Source organism: Planococcus sp. PAMC 21323, assembly GCF_000785555.1.
Lineage (GTDB): Bacteria > Bacillota > Bacilli > Bacillales_A > Planococcaceae > Planococcus.
The window spans coordinates 1,582,596-1,597,267 of record NZ_CP009129.1 but is presented as its reverse complement, the minus strand read 5'-3'; the positions used below and the strand labels follow the sequence as shown (position 1 = coordinate 1,597,267).

At 39.5% G+C, this 14,672-nt stretch carries 15 protein-coding genes; 10 read left to right on the top strand and 5 right to left on the bottom strand.

The window, feature by feature from the left end:
* Positions 1-543 precede the first annotated feature (543 nt).
* Together PLANO_RS08040 and fdhF are read right to left on the bottom strand one after the other, a co-directional pair.
* Positions 544-1,023, bottom strand: a complete 480-nt coding sequence (locus PLANO_RS08040; protein WP_038703953.1) for a helical membrane plugin domain-containing protein — start codon at positions 1,021-1,023, stop codon at positions 544-546.
* A gap of 14 nt (positions 1,024-1,037) precedes the next feature.
* Complete coding sequence (gene fdhF / locus PLANO_RS08035) at positions 1,038-3,965, bottom strand: formate dehydrogenase subunit alpha (protein WP_038703952.1); 2,928 nt, start codon at positions 3,963-3,965, stop codon at positions 1,038-1,040.
* A gap of 259 nt (positions 3,966-4,224) precedes the next feature.
* Here fdhF and PLANO_RS08030 point away from each other — a divergent pair, with 259 nt between their 5' ends.
* The 9 genes from PLANO_RS08030 to moaA all read left to right on the top strand — a co-directional run bounded on the left by PLANO_RS08030 (position 4,225) and on the right by moaA (position 11,107).
* Positions 4,225-4,617, top strand: coding sequence for a Na-translocating system protein MpsC family protein (locus PLANO_RS08030; RefSeq protein WP_038703951.1), 393 nt, complete (start codon positions 4,225-4,227; stop codon positions 4,615-4,617).
* A complete protein-coding gene (fdhD, locus tag PLANO_RS08025) occupies positions 4,595-5,386 on the top strand; it encodes a formate dehydrogenase accessory sulfurtransferase FdhD (RefSeq protein WP_038703950.1) in 792 nt (263 codons plus the stop codon). Before PLANO_RS08030 ends, fdhD begins: the two co-directional genes overlap by 23 nt.
* A gap of 229 nt (positions 5,387-5,615) precedes the next feature.
* Positions 5,616-6,899, top strand: a complete 1,284-nt coding sequence (locus PLANO_RS08020; RefSeq protein ID WP_038703949.1) for an L-lactate MFS transporter — start codon at positions 5,616-5,618, stop codon at positions 6,897-6,899.
* 204 nt (positions 6,900-7,103) lie between these two features.
* On the top strand, positions 7,104-8,348 hold the full coding sequence (locus PLANO_RS08015; protein WP_038703948.1) for a molybdopterin molybdotransferase MoeA: 1,245 nt from the start codon (positions 7,104-7,106) through the stop codon (positions 8,346-8,348).
* Positions 8,345-8,857, top strand: a complete 513-nt coding sequence (gene mobB / locus PLANO_RS08010) for a molybdopterin-guanine dinucleotide biosynthesis protein B (RefSeq protein WP_038705413.1) — start codon at positions 8,345-8,347, stop codon at positions 8,855-8,857. The genes PLANO_RS08015 and mobB overlap by 4 nt, the downstream gene beginning before the upstream one ends.
* Complete coding sequence (locus tag PLANO_RS08005) at positions 8,844-9,284, top strand: molybdenum cofactor biosynthesis protein MoaE (RefSeq protein ID WP_038703947.1); 441 nt, start codon at positions 8,844-8,846, stop codon at positions 9,282-9,284. Before mobB ends, PLANO_RS08005 begins: the two co-directional genes overlap by 14 nt.
* On the top strand, positions 9,281-9,514 hold the full coding sequence (gene moaD / locus PLANO_RS08000; protein WP_038703946.1) for a molybdopterin converting factor subunit 1: 234 nt from the start codon (positions 9,281-9,283) through the stop codon (positions 9,512-9,514). The genes PLANO_RS08005 and moaD overlap by 4 nt, the downstream gene beginning before the upstream one ends.
* Positions 9,511-10,074 (top strand): molybdenum cofactor guanylyltransferase, encoded by a 564-nt coding sequence (gene mobA / locus PLANO_RS07995; protein WP_038703945.1) that lies wholly within the window; start codon positions 9,511-9,513, stop codon positions 10,072-10,074. The genes moaD and mobA overlap by 4 nt, the downstream gene beginning before the upstream one ends.
* A 16-nt stretch (positions 10,075-10,090) precedes the next feature.
* Entirely contained in the window at positions 10,091-11,107 is a 1,017-nt protein-coding gene (gene moaA / locus PLANO_RS07990) for a GTP 3',8-cyclase MoaA (RefSeq protein ID WP_038703944.1), read from the top strand.
* 152 nt (positions 11,108-11,259) lie between these two features.
* On the opposite strand, the gene PLANO_RS07985 is transcribed toward moaA, so the two are convergent.
* Positions 11,260-11,820: a purine nucleoside phosphorylase YfiH/LACC1 family protein gene (locus tag PLANO_RS07985; protein ID WP_331429113.1), complete on the bottom strand. Its 561-nt coding sequence runs from the start codon at positions 11,818-11,820 to the stop codon at positions 11,260-11,262.
* 90 nt (positions 11,821-11,910) lie between these two features.
* Between PLANO_RS07985 and PLANO_RS07980 the strand changes: the two genes are divergently transcribed.
* Positions 11,911-13,092 (top strand): IS256 family transposase, encoded by a 1,182-nt coding sequence (locus PLANO_RS07980; RefSeq protein WP_038702803.1) that lies wholly within the window; start codon positions 11,911-11,913, stop codon positions 13,090-13,092.
* Positions 13,093-13,124: 32 nt separating this feature from the next.
* Here PLANO_RS07980 and PLANO_RS07975 read toward each other — a convergent pair whose 3' ends face one another.
* Together PLANO_RS07975 and ald are read right to left on the bottom strand one after the other, a co-directional pair.
* The gene (locus PLANO_RS07975; protein WP_231554765.1) at positions 13,125-13,379 is read right to left on the bottom strand and encodes a laccase domain-containing protein; all 255 of its coding nucleotides are present in this window, start codon (positions 13,377-13,379) and stop codon (positions 13,125-13,127) included.
* Positions 13,380-13,490: 111 nt separating this feature from the next.
* A complete protein-coding gene (gene ald, locus PLANO_RS07970) occupies positions 13,491-14,621 on the bottom strand; it encodes an alanine dehydrogenase (protein WP_038703942.1) in 1,131 nt (376 codons plus the stop codon).
* Positions 14,622-14,672 lie beyond the last annotated feature (51 nt).

Here is a 14,672-nt window from a genome sequence, read left to right as displayed (position 1 = left end):
TGCTTGTCATGAAAAATGGATAAAAGAGAATATAATATGATAAGAGCAGTTATTGAGCGATAAAGTCTAGATTTTAATTAATGGAGTAGTATGTGGTTAGTGACTGGTTATGAATCAACGAGAAATTTTAGTTTAATGAGACTAAATAATAGGGTGTTGAGCTATTTTTTGAATGAAATTGAGTTTGTTTGCGGGAAAGCGTAGTTTGTTTGCAGAATTCAAAAGTTTGTTTGCAGCATAGCTTGATTTATTTGCGGGTTAAAACTCATTGTTTGCGGAATGCGCAAATTTATTTGCAAAATCAAAAAAGGGGGGATTTTTAACTCAAAATCGACCATTTTAAGAAGAAGTGAGTGATATATTTATTTAAGTTCCTTCTATATAAGTAGAATGCTTTTAAACCTCTAGAAATCTACTTTCAAAAATATTCATTTGGGACGCATCTGCATATTTGATGGAAACATCCACCGCGAAAAACTCAAATTTACTTTCACACAATAAAAAACAGCTGCGGCCAAGCCGCAACTGTTTATGAAAAGCTATTTATTTATTTAATCCTTTTCCCATGCCTTTTAAGAAATTGAACCCAAACTTAATTGCGCGGTTGACGTCGGGATCTCTAATTGCGCCAATCATTTGGAATAAACCAAGTTTTTTGCCGTTATGATTTTGCGCTTCTGCTTCTTTTAATCCTATAACCATACTAGAAGTCAATCTTTCAGTAGATGCAGGATTAATAGCAGTCAATGCACCAGCAGCACTCATCATATTATTAATGAGGTTGGTAACAGGTTCACGAGTAGCTTGCCCCATTACGACTTCAGTGATGCCTTCTTTTGCTTTGACCATCGCGAGCACAGCGTCTAAAACACCAGCGTCATCTAAATCACCTGTAATAGCTAATAATTTATTAAGTGCCTCGTTTTGTTCAGCGATCAAAGTTTCCAATTCATAAAGCTTTTGCTGACGGATTTCTTCAGCGGTCCATTCTTTTTTCTTAATCTGTGTTATTGGACTTGCCATAGGACATCACCTTTCTATCGTTGATCTGTCAAATGCACATAGCCATCACGTGCCCATTTTCGTTCGACTTCAATGCCTGATTGTGGCGTACGTTTTTTATCACGCGGATTTGATTTTGGTAGCGGACGTTTTACATGATCTTTTAATACTTCCATGCGAACTTTCGTCTGCTTATAGGCAGGTGTATTTGTCCGTTGGTCAACAGCTGGCCCCGTTAAGAAATTGATGGCTGTTTCTTTTTTCGTTGAGTTCATCGGTAAGAAAAGCTCATTGTCTTTAACCCGATCTGTTACAATGACCGGTAATTTTAATGCGCCATAAGGTGAGACGAGACGTACTGTCGAGCCGTCTTCAAGTCCTCGTTCTTTCGCAAGTTTTGGTGATACTTCGACGAAAGTCTCTGGCAATTTCGAAAGAATTCCTTTTGATTTATCGGTCATATTGCCTTCATGGAAATGCTCCAATAAACGACCATTATTAATGTGCAAATCATATTCTTGTGGGAATACTACCGGCTCAACCCAGTCAGATAAAGCAAAACGTGCTTTTTTATCAGGGAAGTTAAAGCCGTCTACATATAGTAGTGGTGTACTTTCGCCTTCTAAGCTACCCCATAAGAAACTATCCCAACCTTCCATATTTGTGTAATCTGCTTTTGCAAATAGGGGTGACAGGCTTGCCATTTCAGCAAAAATTTCACTTGGGTGACTATAATTCCAACCGGCACCAAGACGATTGGCTATTTCTTGAACGATCCACCAATCAGCTTTTGATTGACCCAATTCTGGTAAGGCTTTATACAAACGTTGAACACGGCGTTCTGTATTAGTAAACGTGCCATCTTTTTCAAGTGACGGTGCTGCTGGTAAAATAACGTCTGCATATTGAGCAGTGCGTGAAAAGAAGATGTCTTGTACGACGAAAAAGTCGAGTTTCGATAAAACTTCATCAACATGATTCGCATTAGAGTCTACTAAAGCCATATCTTCACCAACCACATACATGGCTTTCATAATGCCTTCGTCTACAGCTTGTAGCATTTGGATATTATCCATTCCTGGCTTGTCATCGATTTTCACACCATAAGCTTGTTCGAACTTTTCGCGAGCATTTTCATCAGTGATGTGCTGATAGCCTGGTAACCAACCTGGTAATGAGCCCATATCGCATGCACCTTGAACGTTGTTATGACCACGAAGCGGGTAAGCCCCAGCACCAGGACGGCGATAATTGCCGGTCGCTAACAATAAGTTGGATATCGCAGCAGACGTATCAGAACCGCCTGTATTTTGTGTAACACCCATGCCCCAAAGAATACACGTCCCATCAGCATCACGAATCATTTCTGCTGTACGGATAATCGTTTCTTTAGAAACACCACTCCGTTTTTCAGCATATTCTAATGTGTACTGAGCTAATACTTCTTTAAACTCGTCGAAATAATTGACGTTTTCCTCTACAAATTGTTGATCGTGCCAACCTTGATCGATCATGTATTTAGTTACAGCCATTAACCAGACTTGGTCAGTACCTTGTTTAGGTGTAATGAAAATATCAGAGCGTTCAGCCATTTCGTTTTTACGCATGTCCGCAACGATTAACTTTTGTCCATGTAATTTATGAGCACGTTTAACGCGAGTTGCTAAAACCGGGTGACCTTCAGCAGGGTTAGCCCCAACTATGATTACGAGTCCAGCGCTACCGATATCTTTAATCGTACCAGCATCTCCGCCCATTCCAACCGTGCGGAACAATCCGTCAGTTGCAGGGGATTGGCAGTAACGTGAACAGTTGTCGACGTTATTGGTTTCAAATACTTGGCGACTTAACTTTTGTATAACATAATTGTCTTCGTTCGTAATTTTAGAAGAAGAAATGACACCAATGGAATCTTTGCCGTTTTGTTCTTTAATCGCTTTGAATTTAGAAGCAACTAAATCCAGTGCTTCATCCCAGCTAGCTTCGACAAATTCACCATCTTTACGAATCAAAGGGGTAGTGATGCGTTCTTCGCTATTGACAAAATCCCAACCGAACTTACCTTTTACGCAAGTAGAGATCTGATTAGCAGGTGCATCTGAAACTGGTTGGATTTTTAAAATTTTGCGATCTTTTGTCCACACTTCGAACGAACAACCAACACCACAAAAAGTGCAAACCGTTTTGGTTTTTTCGGTCCGCGTTTCGCGCATTTTCGCTTCAGCATCCGAAATGGCCAAAATACCGCTATAGCCTGGTTCAACATCTTTTACTAAATCAATCATCGGTGTCAGAATTTTTTCAGGAATTGCGGTCATAAATCCAGCTTCACCGAGCATAGAAGTTTCCATTAACGCATTACATGGACAAGCAGTTACACATTGACCACAGCTAACACATGAAGAATCATTGATTTTTGCTCCGCCGTCCCAAAGAACAATCGGCCGATCACGCGCCCAATCCATCGTTAAGGTTTCGTTCACTTGTAAGTTTTGACAAACTTCAACACATTGACCGCACGCGATACATTGGTTTGGATCATAACGATAAAAGGGATTTGTTAAATCAACTTCATCCACAGTACATTTTGGTTCAAAAGGATATTTTTGATGTTCAATTTCCATCAAGTCTACCGTGTTGTGAACTTTACAGTTTCCGTTGTTATTGTCACAAACGGTACAATAGAGCAGATGGTTTTCAAGAATACGGTCCATCGCTTCAGTTTGAGCTTCTTTTGCTCGAGGTGAAGCAAGTTGAACATCCATGCCCGCAACGGCTGTAGTTGAACAAGAGCGGACAAGTTTGCCATCAACTTCTACGATGCACGTGTCACAAGTTTCAATTGGATCTAGTTCAGGCATATAACAGATTTGAGGATGAAGAATTTTCTGTTCGTTCAAAACTTGTAAAATGGTTTTGCCTTGTTCAAACTCAGTAAGGGAGCCGTTAATTTTTATCGACATGCAAAAACCTCCTTTTTGATATAAAAAAATCCACTATGAAAAACACACTTGGTAAGTGTTTTGTTTTCATAGTGGAATAGTGTTTTAACAGGACTTGCTAAATGACCAATCCAAGCTTATACAGTTAAAGTGAAAGCGCTATCGCAATAACTTACGACAGTACCAACATATGCTATTATTATAAACAGTAAAAATGTCATATACAACTAAAATATGAACAAGTCAATAAATAAAACTTATCGACGGGGAGTAGATGTTTGTGTCTAGACAAATACATGAATTTAACGACATCATTCGGAAATTACGTAAAAGCCTTTTTGGCAAAGGTCCAGAGCGAATCCACACGGTGTTTATTAATGATATGGCGATTTCAACTTTGTACGGTAACCTTAGTCCATCTGAACAATTTATCGCCAAAACTCCAGCAGGAAAAGAAATGGTTATTACTGCACGTACGCGTATGATTCAAAGTGTATATGCAACAGCTGCACCAGAAGGTATGGAGAAGTTAGTCAATGCAAAGTTTGTCCACCTGTTTTCAGACATCAAAATAGAGGATGATATCGCTGTATCCGTTTTTCTTTTCGATAGACCAATTGATCAATCAGGACAGATAGGAGAGAGCATGGATGAAACAAGACAAAGTACGTAAAATCATTCGTTTTGAAAAAGGTGCTTTCATTGAAAAAGAAGATCGCATTGTTGTTGAGCAACCAGCCACTATCAAAATTAACGGCAAAGAATTTATCACAATCGTGTGTTCTCCAGACAAAATGGAGGAGATGGCAATTGGATTTCTAGTTTCTGAGCGAATCATTCCAAACTTCAAAGACATCCAAGATATTCGTGTAGATGAAAAAACAGGCACCGTGCTTATCACAGCCAAAAAAGTATATCCCTTTTTTGAACAACTACAAAACAAGCGTTTTATTAGTTCCTGCTGTGGCATGAGTCGTCAAGGATTTGTTTTTGCACATGATGCAATGATTGCGAAGAAAATGACAGAAGTTCGAGTGACATTAACGCCAGAAAATTGTTTTCAACTGATGAAAGATATGGGTGAGTCAGCAGAAATGTTCAAACAAACAGGTGGTGTGCATAATGCGGCTCTTTGTGATGCAAACGGTATAATTGTTTCACGTATGGATATTGGTAGACATAATGCATTAGATAAAATATATGGCTATTGCTTAATGAATGATATTGACGTTCGCGATAAAGTAATTGTTTTTAGCGGTCGGATATCTTCTGAAATTTTAATGAAAGTGGCAAAAATCGGTTGTGAAATTGTTCTTTCCAAATCTGCGCCAACAGAGCTGGCATTAACTTTAGCTGAAGACTTAGGAATCACGGCAATCGGTTTTATTCGTGGGAGTTCTTTTAACCTTTATACTCATCCCGAAAGAATTGTTGGTGAATAGCCGATAAAAACTTCGAAAAAAATCTGGTGACAAATAAAAAGAAGGGTGCTATGATTCTAATCGTCTTATTATTCAAAAATTATTCACATGTATTACTAAAAGTTTAGCTGTATTTTTACAGCTTTTTTTCTCGGGAAGTTAACCTCACAGCTAATGAAAACTGATGATTTGTCTTTAAGAGAAATCATTTTATATAGTTATTTACAATTTCATCAGGAGGTCAGAGAAAATGAAAAAGAAACCAAAAAACAGATGGCTGATTGCATTATCTGCAGTGGGGATTCATATATCAATCGGATCTGTTTATGCATGGAGCAATTTTACAAACCCCCTAATCGAGCAATTTGGTTGGACAACGAGTCAAGTGCAATTGACTTTTAGTATTGCCATCCTGTTTCTAGGATTATCTGCTGCCTTTTTTGGTAGTTTTGTTGAAAAGTACGGTCCGCGAAAAGCAGGACTTGTCGCAGCCATGTTTTTTGGTACTGGAATTATCGGATCAGGATTTGCAGTAAGCGCTTCCTCTTTACCCTTACTCTACGTGTTTTACGGAGCGCTCGGAGGAATCGGACTTGGAATCGGTTATATCGCTCCGGTTTCAACTTTAGTAAAATGGTTTCCTGACCGTCGTGGCCTAGCAACAGGTCTGGCGATTATGGGCTTTGGGTTTGCAGCTGCGATTAGTAGCCCAATTATGGAAAAGCTTATTACGACTGTAGGAGTCGAACAAACTTTTTATACATTAGGTGCTGCGTATTTAATTATTATGGTGCTATCGTCTCTATATCTTGAAAAACCGCAAGAAGGATGGTCACCGGCTGGCTTTGAAGAAAAAGTTAGCAGCGGCAAAGTCGAACGAAAAATAGATTTGTCTCAGTTGACTGCAAATGAAGCTATCAAAACAAAACGATTTTACTATTTATGGTTTATGTTATTTATTAATGTCACATGCGGAATTGCGATATTATCAGCTGCGAAACCAATGGCAATTGACAGCATTGGCATGACAACCGTTCAAGCAGCAGCATTAGTTGGTGTTTTAGGGATTTTTAATGGTCTTGGTCGACTTGGTTGGGCGACAATTTCCGATTACATCGGACGTCCAAACACTTATACAGCATTTTTTGTTATCCAAATTGCGTTGTTTGCAATGTTGCCTTTTACAACAAATGCAATCTTTTTCCAAATCATGCTAGCGATCATTTACACTTGCTACGGCGGTGGATTTGCTTCGATTCCAGCTTATATTGCTGACATTTTCGGCACAAAACAGCTGGGAGCAATTCACGGCTATATTTTAACGGCATGGGCTGCAGCTGGTCTTGCAGGACCATTGTTTGCAGCTTACATGAAGGATAAAACGGGTAGTTACGAGAGCAGTCTTATTTTCTTTGCAGGTCTGTTTGTAGTAGCACTTGTAATATCACTAATTATTCGACTTGATATTCGCAGACTTCGAACTAAAAATGCAGAAATGGCAGTATCAAACAATGCTGAAGTCGTTAGCGACTAAGGCAAAATATCCAATGAATGAGTAGATTTAAAACCTTGAAGGCATTAGTTTTCAAGGTTTTTTTCTTTTAAACAAAAACGCTAGTTTGACAGGCTCAAGCACTTTGTATAAGTTTAGTACGATAAGAAACTTTCTAAAATTTAAAAATACATAAGCTGTAAAATAGATGCTAAGGACTTTAATTCTTAAAGGAGCTGGGGTTGAATGGTCGAAAAACGGATTCCGCTAGCTGTTGTAGAAGCGGTAAAAAAAGTAGTAGAAAACGCTTTTCCAATTGGTATTGAAACAGTAGATTTAGAAGAAAGTTATGGCTGTATTTTAGCAGAACCAATCGTTGCGTCGAGTGATGTGCCACCTTTTGATCGTTCTCCTTATGATGGATATGCGATTCGTTCGATAGATTCCAGAGGTGCAACGGGTGATACTCGAATCGCCTTTAAAGTCATAGATCATATTGGTGCAGGGGAAGTATCGTCAAAAAAATTGCAAGCATTTGAGGCCATCCGTATTATGACAGGAGCGCAACTTCCAGAGGGAGCAGATGCAATAGTTATGTTCGAACAAACGAAAGAAATTGATGATGGCATAACCATTCGAAAATCTTTCATGCCTCTCGAAAACGTATCTTTGCAAGGTGAAGATCTGCGGAAAGAAGAAGTGGTAATTGACAGTGGAAGTTTTATCAACCCTGGAACGATCGCATTACTCGCGACTTTTGGTTATTCAAAAGTAAGGGTAGCAAAACAACCAATAGTGGGCATTCTATCAACTGGTACAGAATTGTTAGCGGTAGAAGATGATTTAGTGCCAGGAAAAATACGAAATAGCAACGGACCTATGATCGTCGCTCAGTTAAAGCGAATGGGTTTGGGTTGTAAAATGTATGGAATGTCAGTCGATAATTTGGAAGAAAGCTATCGGATTGTAAAAAAAGCAGCTGAGGAAAATGATTGTCTTATTACAACGGGCGGTGTTTCCGTCGGTGATTTTGATTTTCTTCCAGCTATCTACGAAAAGCTTGGAGCACAAGTGTTATTCAATAAAGTCGCCATGCGTCCGGGCAGTGTAACGACAATTGCATTGATAAATAATCGGCTACTGTTTGGTTTATCCGGCAATCCATCTGCTTGTTTTACAGGATTCGAATTATTTACACGTCCAGCACTTTTAAAAATGATGGGGGCGCAAAAAATATATATGCCACACACGACTGCAGTATTAGGAGAAGACTTTACGAAAGCCAATCCATTTACTCGATTTGTTCGGGCGATTTATGATGGACAGACAGCATCACCTGCCGGGTTTAACAAATCTAATGCTGTGTCCTCAATAGCTCGAGGCAATGCATTAATTGTATTGCCAGGCGGCTCGCGAGGCTATCAAACAGGAGATGCTGTAGATGTCTTGCTGCTTGGTTCAGAAGAAGGTTCCGATAGGTGGAAAGTGTGAAAGTACTGCAAATAGTAGGCTATAAAAATAGCGGTAAAACGACATTAATTTTGCAATTACTAAAACTTGCAAAAAGTAGAGGGAAAAAAGTTTCCACAATCAAGCATCATGGTCATGGAGGGGCACTGCATATGCCTGATGCTAAAACTGATAGCATGCGACAATTTGAAGAAGGTGCAGATTGTTCAATTGCATATGGTGGTGGAGTAATACAAATGCACCAGCAAAAACAAAATGCGACATTGGACGATTTAATCTTACTTTCTGCAGTTAGCAATCCGGATTTGGTTTTAGTGGAAGGTTTTAAAGAATCTCATTATGCAAAAATTGTATTACTCCATTCTGAAGAGGATTGGGTCACGTTACAAAAGCTTAAACATATCGAATTAGTTGTTTCACCAGAAGCATTAGAACTGGACAAAGCCTATGTGAATCTGCAGAATGACAGTAAGCAAATAGGGGATTGGTTTATTAACTGGATGGATGGTGACAATCATGAAGGCTTATGAAATCGTAACAACTGCGATTGACCCGCAACTATATGCAGATTTTGTATTGAGACCAGAAGCAGGTGCGGTAACTTTGTTTACAGGACATGTTCGTGAATGGACAAAAGGTGTGCGGACAATGTATTTATCGTATGAAGCGTATATACCTATGGCTGAGAAAAAATTAGCACAAATAGGCGAGGAAATAGAACAGCGTTGGGAAGGTACGAAAGTTGCTATTGCCCACCGTATTGGTGAACTACAAATTAGTGATATTGCAGTAGTTATTGCTGTATCATCGCCGCATCGAAAATCTGCATATGAAGCAAATGAGTATGCCATAGAGCGAATTAAAGAAATTGTGCCCATTTGGAAAAAGGAAATTTGGGAAGACGGAGAAGAATGGATTGGCGACCAGAAGAAAAAACCGGAAAGGGGATCATTATGATCAGCTTACGCTATTTTGCAGGACTAAAAGAACAGACAGGCATCTCAGAAGAACAAGTCGATATGTCAGGTAAAACGGTTGATGAATTATGGCAATGGGCGACTGAAAAATACCCGGATTTTTTATCAGGTGCAGCACGTATTGCGATTAATGAAGAATATGCTTTACCGACAGATGTTCTAGAGTCAGGTGATATTGTTGCATTTATCCCACCGGTAAGTGGAGGTTGACTTCGACTGTAGGAATACTACTTGCAGGTGGTTTATCTCGTCGATTCGGTTCACCAAAGGCTTTTGCAGTTATGGAAGAGACATTTTTCTACGAACGCGCATATAGAGCTTTAATAGAAGTATGCGACCGTGTTGTTATTGTTTCAAGAGCAGAATTGATACCGTGTTTCCCAGCTAAATACAAAGTGATCACAGATCTTGACTGGATTTCAGGACAAGGTCCACTTGCTGGGATTTTGTCAGGTATGACTACGATACCTGCAGAAAAATACGTGGTCTTGCCGTGTGATATGCCCTTTATAGGATCTAAAGAAATTGGTAAACTTGTCACTTTAGCAAGTACAACTGCCGATATAACTGCTGTAATAAACGACACTGAAAAAATCCCGTTGCTGAGCGTTTGGGATAGTCGGATAAAAGAACAGCTCCAAACAGAACTAGAAAACGGACAATTACGAGTTATGAAATTCATGGATAAGGTGACAACTCAATGGATTGAGACATCAACAATTCATGAAAATCCGCTTGTTTTTCGTAATTTAAACTATCCGCAAGTTTAAAAAAGGAGATGGCACCATGACGATAAACCCAGTACAGGACTTTTTTCAACGTCCGATACGGGATTTGCGAATCTCGGTCACCGATCGCTGTAATTTCCGCTGCTCATACTGTATGCCTAAAGAAGTATTCGGGGATGATTACGCATTTCTTCCAAAGCAGGAGTTATTGTCATTTGAAGAAATACATCGCTTAACAAAAGTGTTTGTGGCGATGGGCGTCAAAAAAATTCGCTTAACCGGTGGGGAGCCATTAATGCGTAGAGGCTTGCCTGAGTTAGTTAAAAAAATCCTTTCAGTTGAGGGGGTAGAAGACATCGGCTTAACAACAAATGGGTTGCTGCTTGGAAATCAAGCGCAAGCATTATTTGATGCGGGACTTCGACGTTTGAATATTAGCTTAGATGCTTTAGATCCAGAATTGTTCGGGAAGTTAAATGGTAGAGGAATCGATCCTTCACATATTTTAAAACAAATTGATTTTGCCCAACAAGTTGGTTTTGAAATTAAAATCAATATGGTCGTGCAAAAAGACGTTAATGAACACGAAATTTTGCCAATGACAGCTTATTTTAAAGAACGTGGAATAACATTACGTTTCATCGAATTTATGGATGTTGGAAATGATAACGGCTGGAGTTTTAAAAAAGTAGTATCCAAAAAACAAATTCTTGAAAAATTGCAAACGGTGTATCAATTAGAGCCAGTAGATAAAGATTATTACGGGGAAGTAGCCAAACGTTATCGATTTAGAGAAGGAGAAGGACAAGTAGGATTTATAACGTCAGTATCCGAATCTTTCTGTTCTTCTTGTACACGTGCACGTTTGTCATCAGACGGCAAATTTTATACATGTCTATTCGCAACAGGGCATTTCGATATTCGCGAACTAATACGAAGTGGCTTAAACGATGAAGAATTACTTGAAAAAATTTCCGCCGTTTGGGAGCGCAGAGACGACCGTTACTCAGATGAACGAACCGAATTAACCGCAAAAAATCGCAACAAAATTGGCATGTCGTATATTGGTGGTTAAAACAACAAAAGGAGAATCCTATTGATATGGGATTCTTCTTTTGTGTTTTTATGATTTTAAATTATCCAAAAATGAATACGAAGAGTCGATTTTACAATAATTAAGTCAAAAATTTGCTGCTGTCAGTTAACTAAAGAAAAAGAAAAAATCTATTACATTTTTTTATTCATTGCGAATATTAAATGCCTGCCACATTTTCGGTCTTGACGATACGAAAATCCTTCAGAATTTAAAAATGTACATGTAGAGTCAACTTGAATCTGACTAGAAGGAATTCCTGAAAGTTCACATTGTCTCTTTACAGTTGCTTGATTGTCGATATGGTATTTATTCGTAGATGGATTAAAATACATAAATTCGCTAGCATACCCTAAAGATTCAAACTTTAGGTAAACATCGGAATCTACTTCAAATTGCTGTTGACTAATAGAAGCGGCAATTTGAATTTCTAAGTCAGCTGGATTACAGTACTCAACGGCGATTATCTGATGAAGAAATTTCGATGTAATTTCTTTAACAGTGCCTTGCCATCCAGAGTGAATGACACCAACCAAGCCCGTTTTTTTATCGCGAATAATGACAGGTACACAATCGGCCGCAAAGCTACACAACATAACTCCAGCATCGAAAGTGTATAAACCATCTGTGTCTAAGAAAGCATTGTCTATTGTATAAGCGCCATTTCCTTTATCGTGTTTTGGAGAGCGTAAAATATCTTGTGTAAATGAATAAATAGAAAAAGGAAGACCTTTTCTTGTAGAATTAAGTCACCACAACCAATTCACAGAAAAGAGGCCTTCCCTATGACTCAGTTTACAACAGATATTATGCAAGCTCTAGTAAAAAAAGAAGACATCTCCGAAGTTTTCCGTAAGCACCTGGAGACGGCGGTCAATACGCTCCTCCAAACAGAACTTACAGCTTTCCTGGATTACGAAAAATACGACCGCATCGGTTTCAATTCCGGCAACTCACGCAACGGTGTCTACACGCGGACACTCCATACGGAGTATGGGGATTTGGAGCTTTCGATGCCACGGGACCGGAACGGCGAATTCAACCAACAGACGGTCGCTCCGTACAAGCGCTCAAACGATACGCTGGAAGCCTTCGTTATTCATATGTTCCAAAAAGGCGTGACGATGTCCGAAATATCGGATTTGATCGAGAAGATGTACGGTCATCATTACACGCCACAAACCATTTCTAATATGACGAAAGTGATGAGCGAACAGGTCGAAGCGTTTAAATCTCGTCCATTAGATCAGCGCTATGCTTGCGTCTATCTCGATGCAACTTACATTTCTCTCAAGCGCGACACGGTCTCGAAGGAAGCTGTCTATATTACTGTTGGCATCCGAGAGGACGGCTCAAAAGAAGTGTTGGCCTATACAGTGGCCCCTACGGAATCCGCATTCGTTTGGGAAGAAGTCCTGTTGGACTTGAAAGAGCGCGGTGTCGAAGAGGTGCTTTTGTTTATCTCCGACGGCTTGAAAGGCATCACTGATCGCATCTTTTCGGTCTTTCCCGATGCTCAATATCAGGCGTGCTGCGTCCACCTGTCGCGTGGTATCCGACACAAAGTTCGCGTCACCAATCGCAAGGAAATTCTTGATGATTTCAAATCGGTCTATCGGGCAGAGAACCGGGAACTGGGTGAAAAAGCGTTGAAAGTCTTTGTCGATAAATGGAAAACGGCCTATCCCAAAGTGACGAAATCGTTGGAAGCGAATCCCTATATTTTCACCTTCTACAGTTTCCCAAAATCCATTTGGCGAAGCATCTATTCGACGAACCTGATCGAATCGTTCAACAAGAACGTAAAGAAATACAGCAAACGCAAGGAGCAATTTCCGAACGAAGATTCCTTAGATCGCTTCTTGGTTTCCCAATTTGAAATCTATAACCAGAAATTCTCCACCCGTTGCCATATCGGATTCGATCAAGCCCGTGCAGAGCTGGCTGAGATGTTCAAGCAATCTTAATGGATATACATACAAGAAAAGGATTTACTTATTTACACATAATTCTTGACGCTCTCGTGTTTTGTAACACGTCTAAAGTTAGCACTATGTGTTTGTTGTGTGCAAACAAAGTCATCAAGTGAAACGTTTAGATATTCCGCTAATTTTTTTCGATTTGATAAAACTGCCTCCGTATTTTCACAAGCGTGCAATGCCATATTATTATATTCGGTTGCAGCTAAGTCTTTTAAGGTCATACCAGATACAAAATATTCGTTGTTTTCATAAACTTTTACTTTCAATGTCATCACCTTTTCTTAATATAGATCATGCTAAATTAGGTGTACAGCAATAAGGTATTATCCAGCAATAAAAAAACAGCCCAGCTGCATTTAAGAGCCGGACTGTCTAGAGTTGTATTAAATTGATGTGGTTGACTGTGAAAGAGCTTCGTCAGCAGTGATAAATGTAAAGCCAAGATCTTTCGCGACAGCTTCATAAGTTACATAACCATTAGCAGTGTTTACACCAAGCATTAAAGCTGGGTTTTCTGCAACTGCTTTATGAACACCTTTATTAGCCATTTGAAGTGCATAACCTACAGTAACGTTTGTTAACGCAATTGTTGATGTACGCGGAACAGCTCCAGGCATGTTTGCGACAGCGTAATGAACCACTTCGTGTTTAACGTAAGTCGGATTGTCATGAGTCGTTATACGATCGGTCGTTTCAAATATCCCACCTTGATCGATGGCAATATCAACAATGACAGAGCCAGGGCTCATTGCTTTAACCATGTCTTCCGTTACTAGTTTAGGAGCTTTTGCACCAGGAATTAGCACTGCACCGATAACTAAATCAGATTCTTTAATAGCCTCAGCAATATTAAAAGGGTTGGAAATCAAAGTCGTAACATCATTCCCGAAAATATCATCTAGTTGGCGAAGACGTTCCGGGCTCAAGTCGATAATTGTAACTTGTGCGCCAAGACCGATAGCCATTTTCGCTGCGTTGGTTCCTGCAACTCCACCACCAATAATTGTAACTTTTCCACGCTGCACACCAGGTACACCTGATAAAAGAACACCTTTACCGCCATAAATTTTCTCAAGAAACTGAGCCCCAACTTGTGAAGCCATTCTACCAGCTACTTCACTCATAGGTGTTAGTAATGGAAGTGTACGATTAACTGAAACCGTTTCATACGCAATTGCCGTTACTTTATTATCAACAAGTGCTTGTGTCAATGCAGGTTCAGCTGCAAGGTGCAAGTACGTGAACAATAATAAATCTTGGCGGAAATATTGATATTCAGAAGAAATAGGTTCTTTTACTTTCATAACCATTTCAGCAGCCCATGCTTCAGCAGCTGTTTCGACAATTTTAGCACCTGTAGTTATATAATCAGCGTCTGTAAAACTAGATCCTAGTCCAGCCTCTGTTTCAATGATAACTTGATGACCTGCTCTAACTAAAGCATCTACACCGGCTGGCGTAATAGCCACACGGTTCTCGTTATTTTTAACTTCTTTTGGAATTCCAATAATCATTGATGTTTCCCCCTTAATCCGAATGGTGAAGATATCCATAAGTATAACGGA

Coding starts and splice junctions, on each gene's coding strand:
- PLANO_RS08040 (WP_038703953.1), bottom strand. CDS start 1,023: ATGGCAAGTCCAATAACACAGATTAAGAAAAAAGAATGGACCGCTGAA.
- fdhF (WP_038703952.1), bottom strand. CDS start 3,965: ATGTCGATAAAAATTAACGGCTCCCTTACTGAGTTTGAACAAGGCAAA.
- fdhD (WP_038703950.1), top strand. CDS start 4,595: ATGAAACAAGACAAAGTACGTAAAATCATTCGTTTTGAAAAAGGTGCT.
- PLANO_RS08020 (WP_038703949.1), top strand. CDS start 5,616: ATGAAAAAGAAACCAAAAAACAGATGGCTGATTGCATTATCTGCAGTG.
- PLANO_RS08015 (WP_038703948.1), top strand. CDS start 7,104: ATGGTCGAAAAACGGATTCCGCTAGCTGTTGTAGAAGCGGTAAAAAAA.
- PLANO_RS08005 (WP_038703947.1), top strand. CDS start 8,844: ATGAAGGCTTATGAAATCGTAACAACTGCGATTGACCCGCAACTATAT.
- moaD (WP_038703946.1), top strand. CDS start 9,281: ATGATCAGCTTACGCTATTTTGCAGGACTAAAAGAACAGACAGGCATC.
- moaA (WP_038703944.1), top strand. CDS start 10,091: ATGACGATAAACCCAGTACAGGACTTTTTTCAACGTCCGATACGGGAT.
- PLANO_RS07980 (WP_038702803.1), top strand. CDS start 11,911: ATGACTCAGTTTACAACAGATATTATGCAAGCTCTAGTAAAAAAAGAA.
- PLANO_RS07975 (WP_231554765.1), bottom strand. CDS start 13,379: ATGACATTGAAAGTAAAAGTTTATGAAAACAACGAATATTTTGTATCT.
- ald (WP_038703942.1), bottom strand. CDS start 14,621: ATGATTATTGGAATTCCAAAAGAAGTTAAAAATAACGAGAACCGTGTG.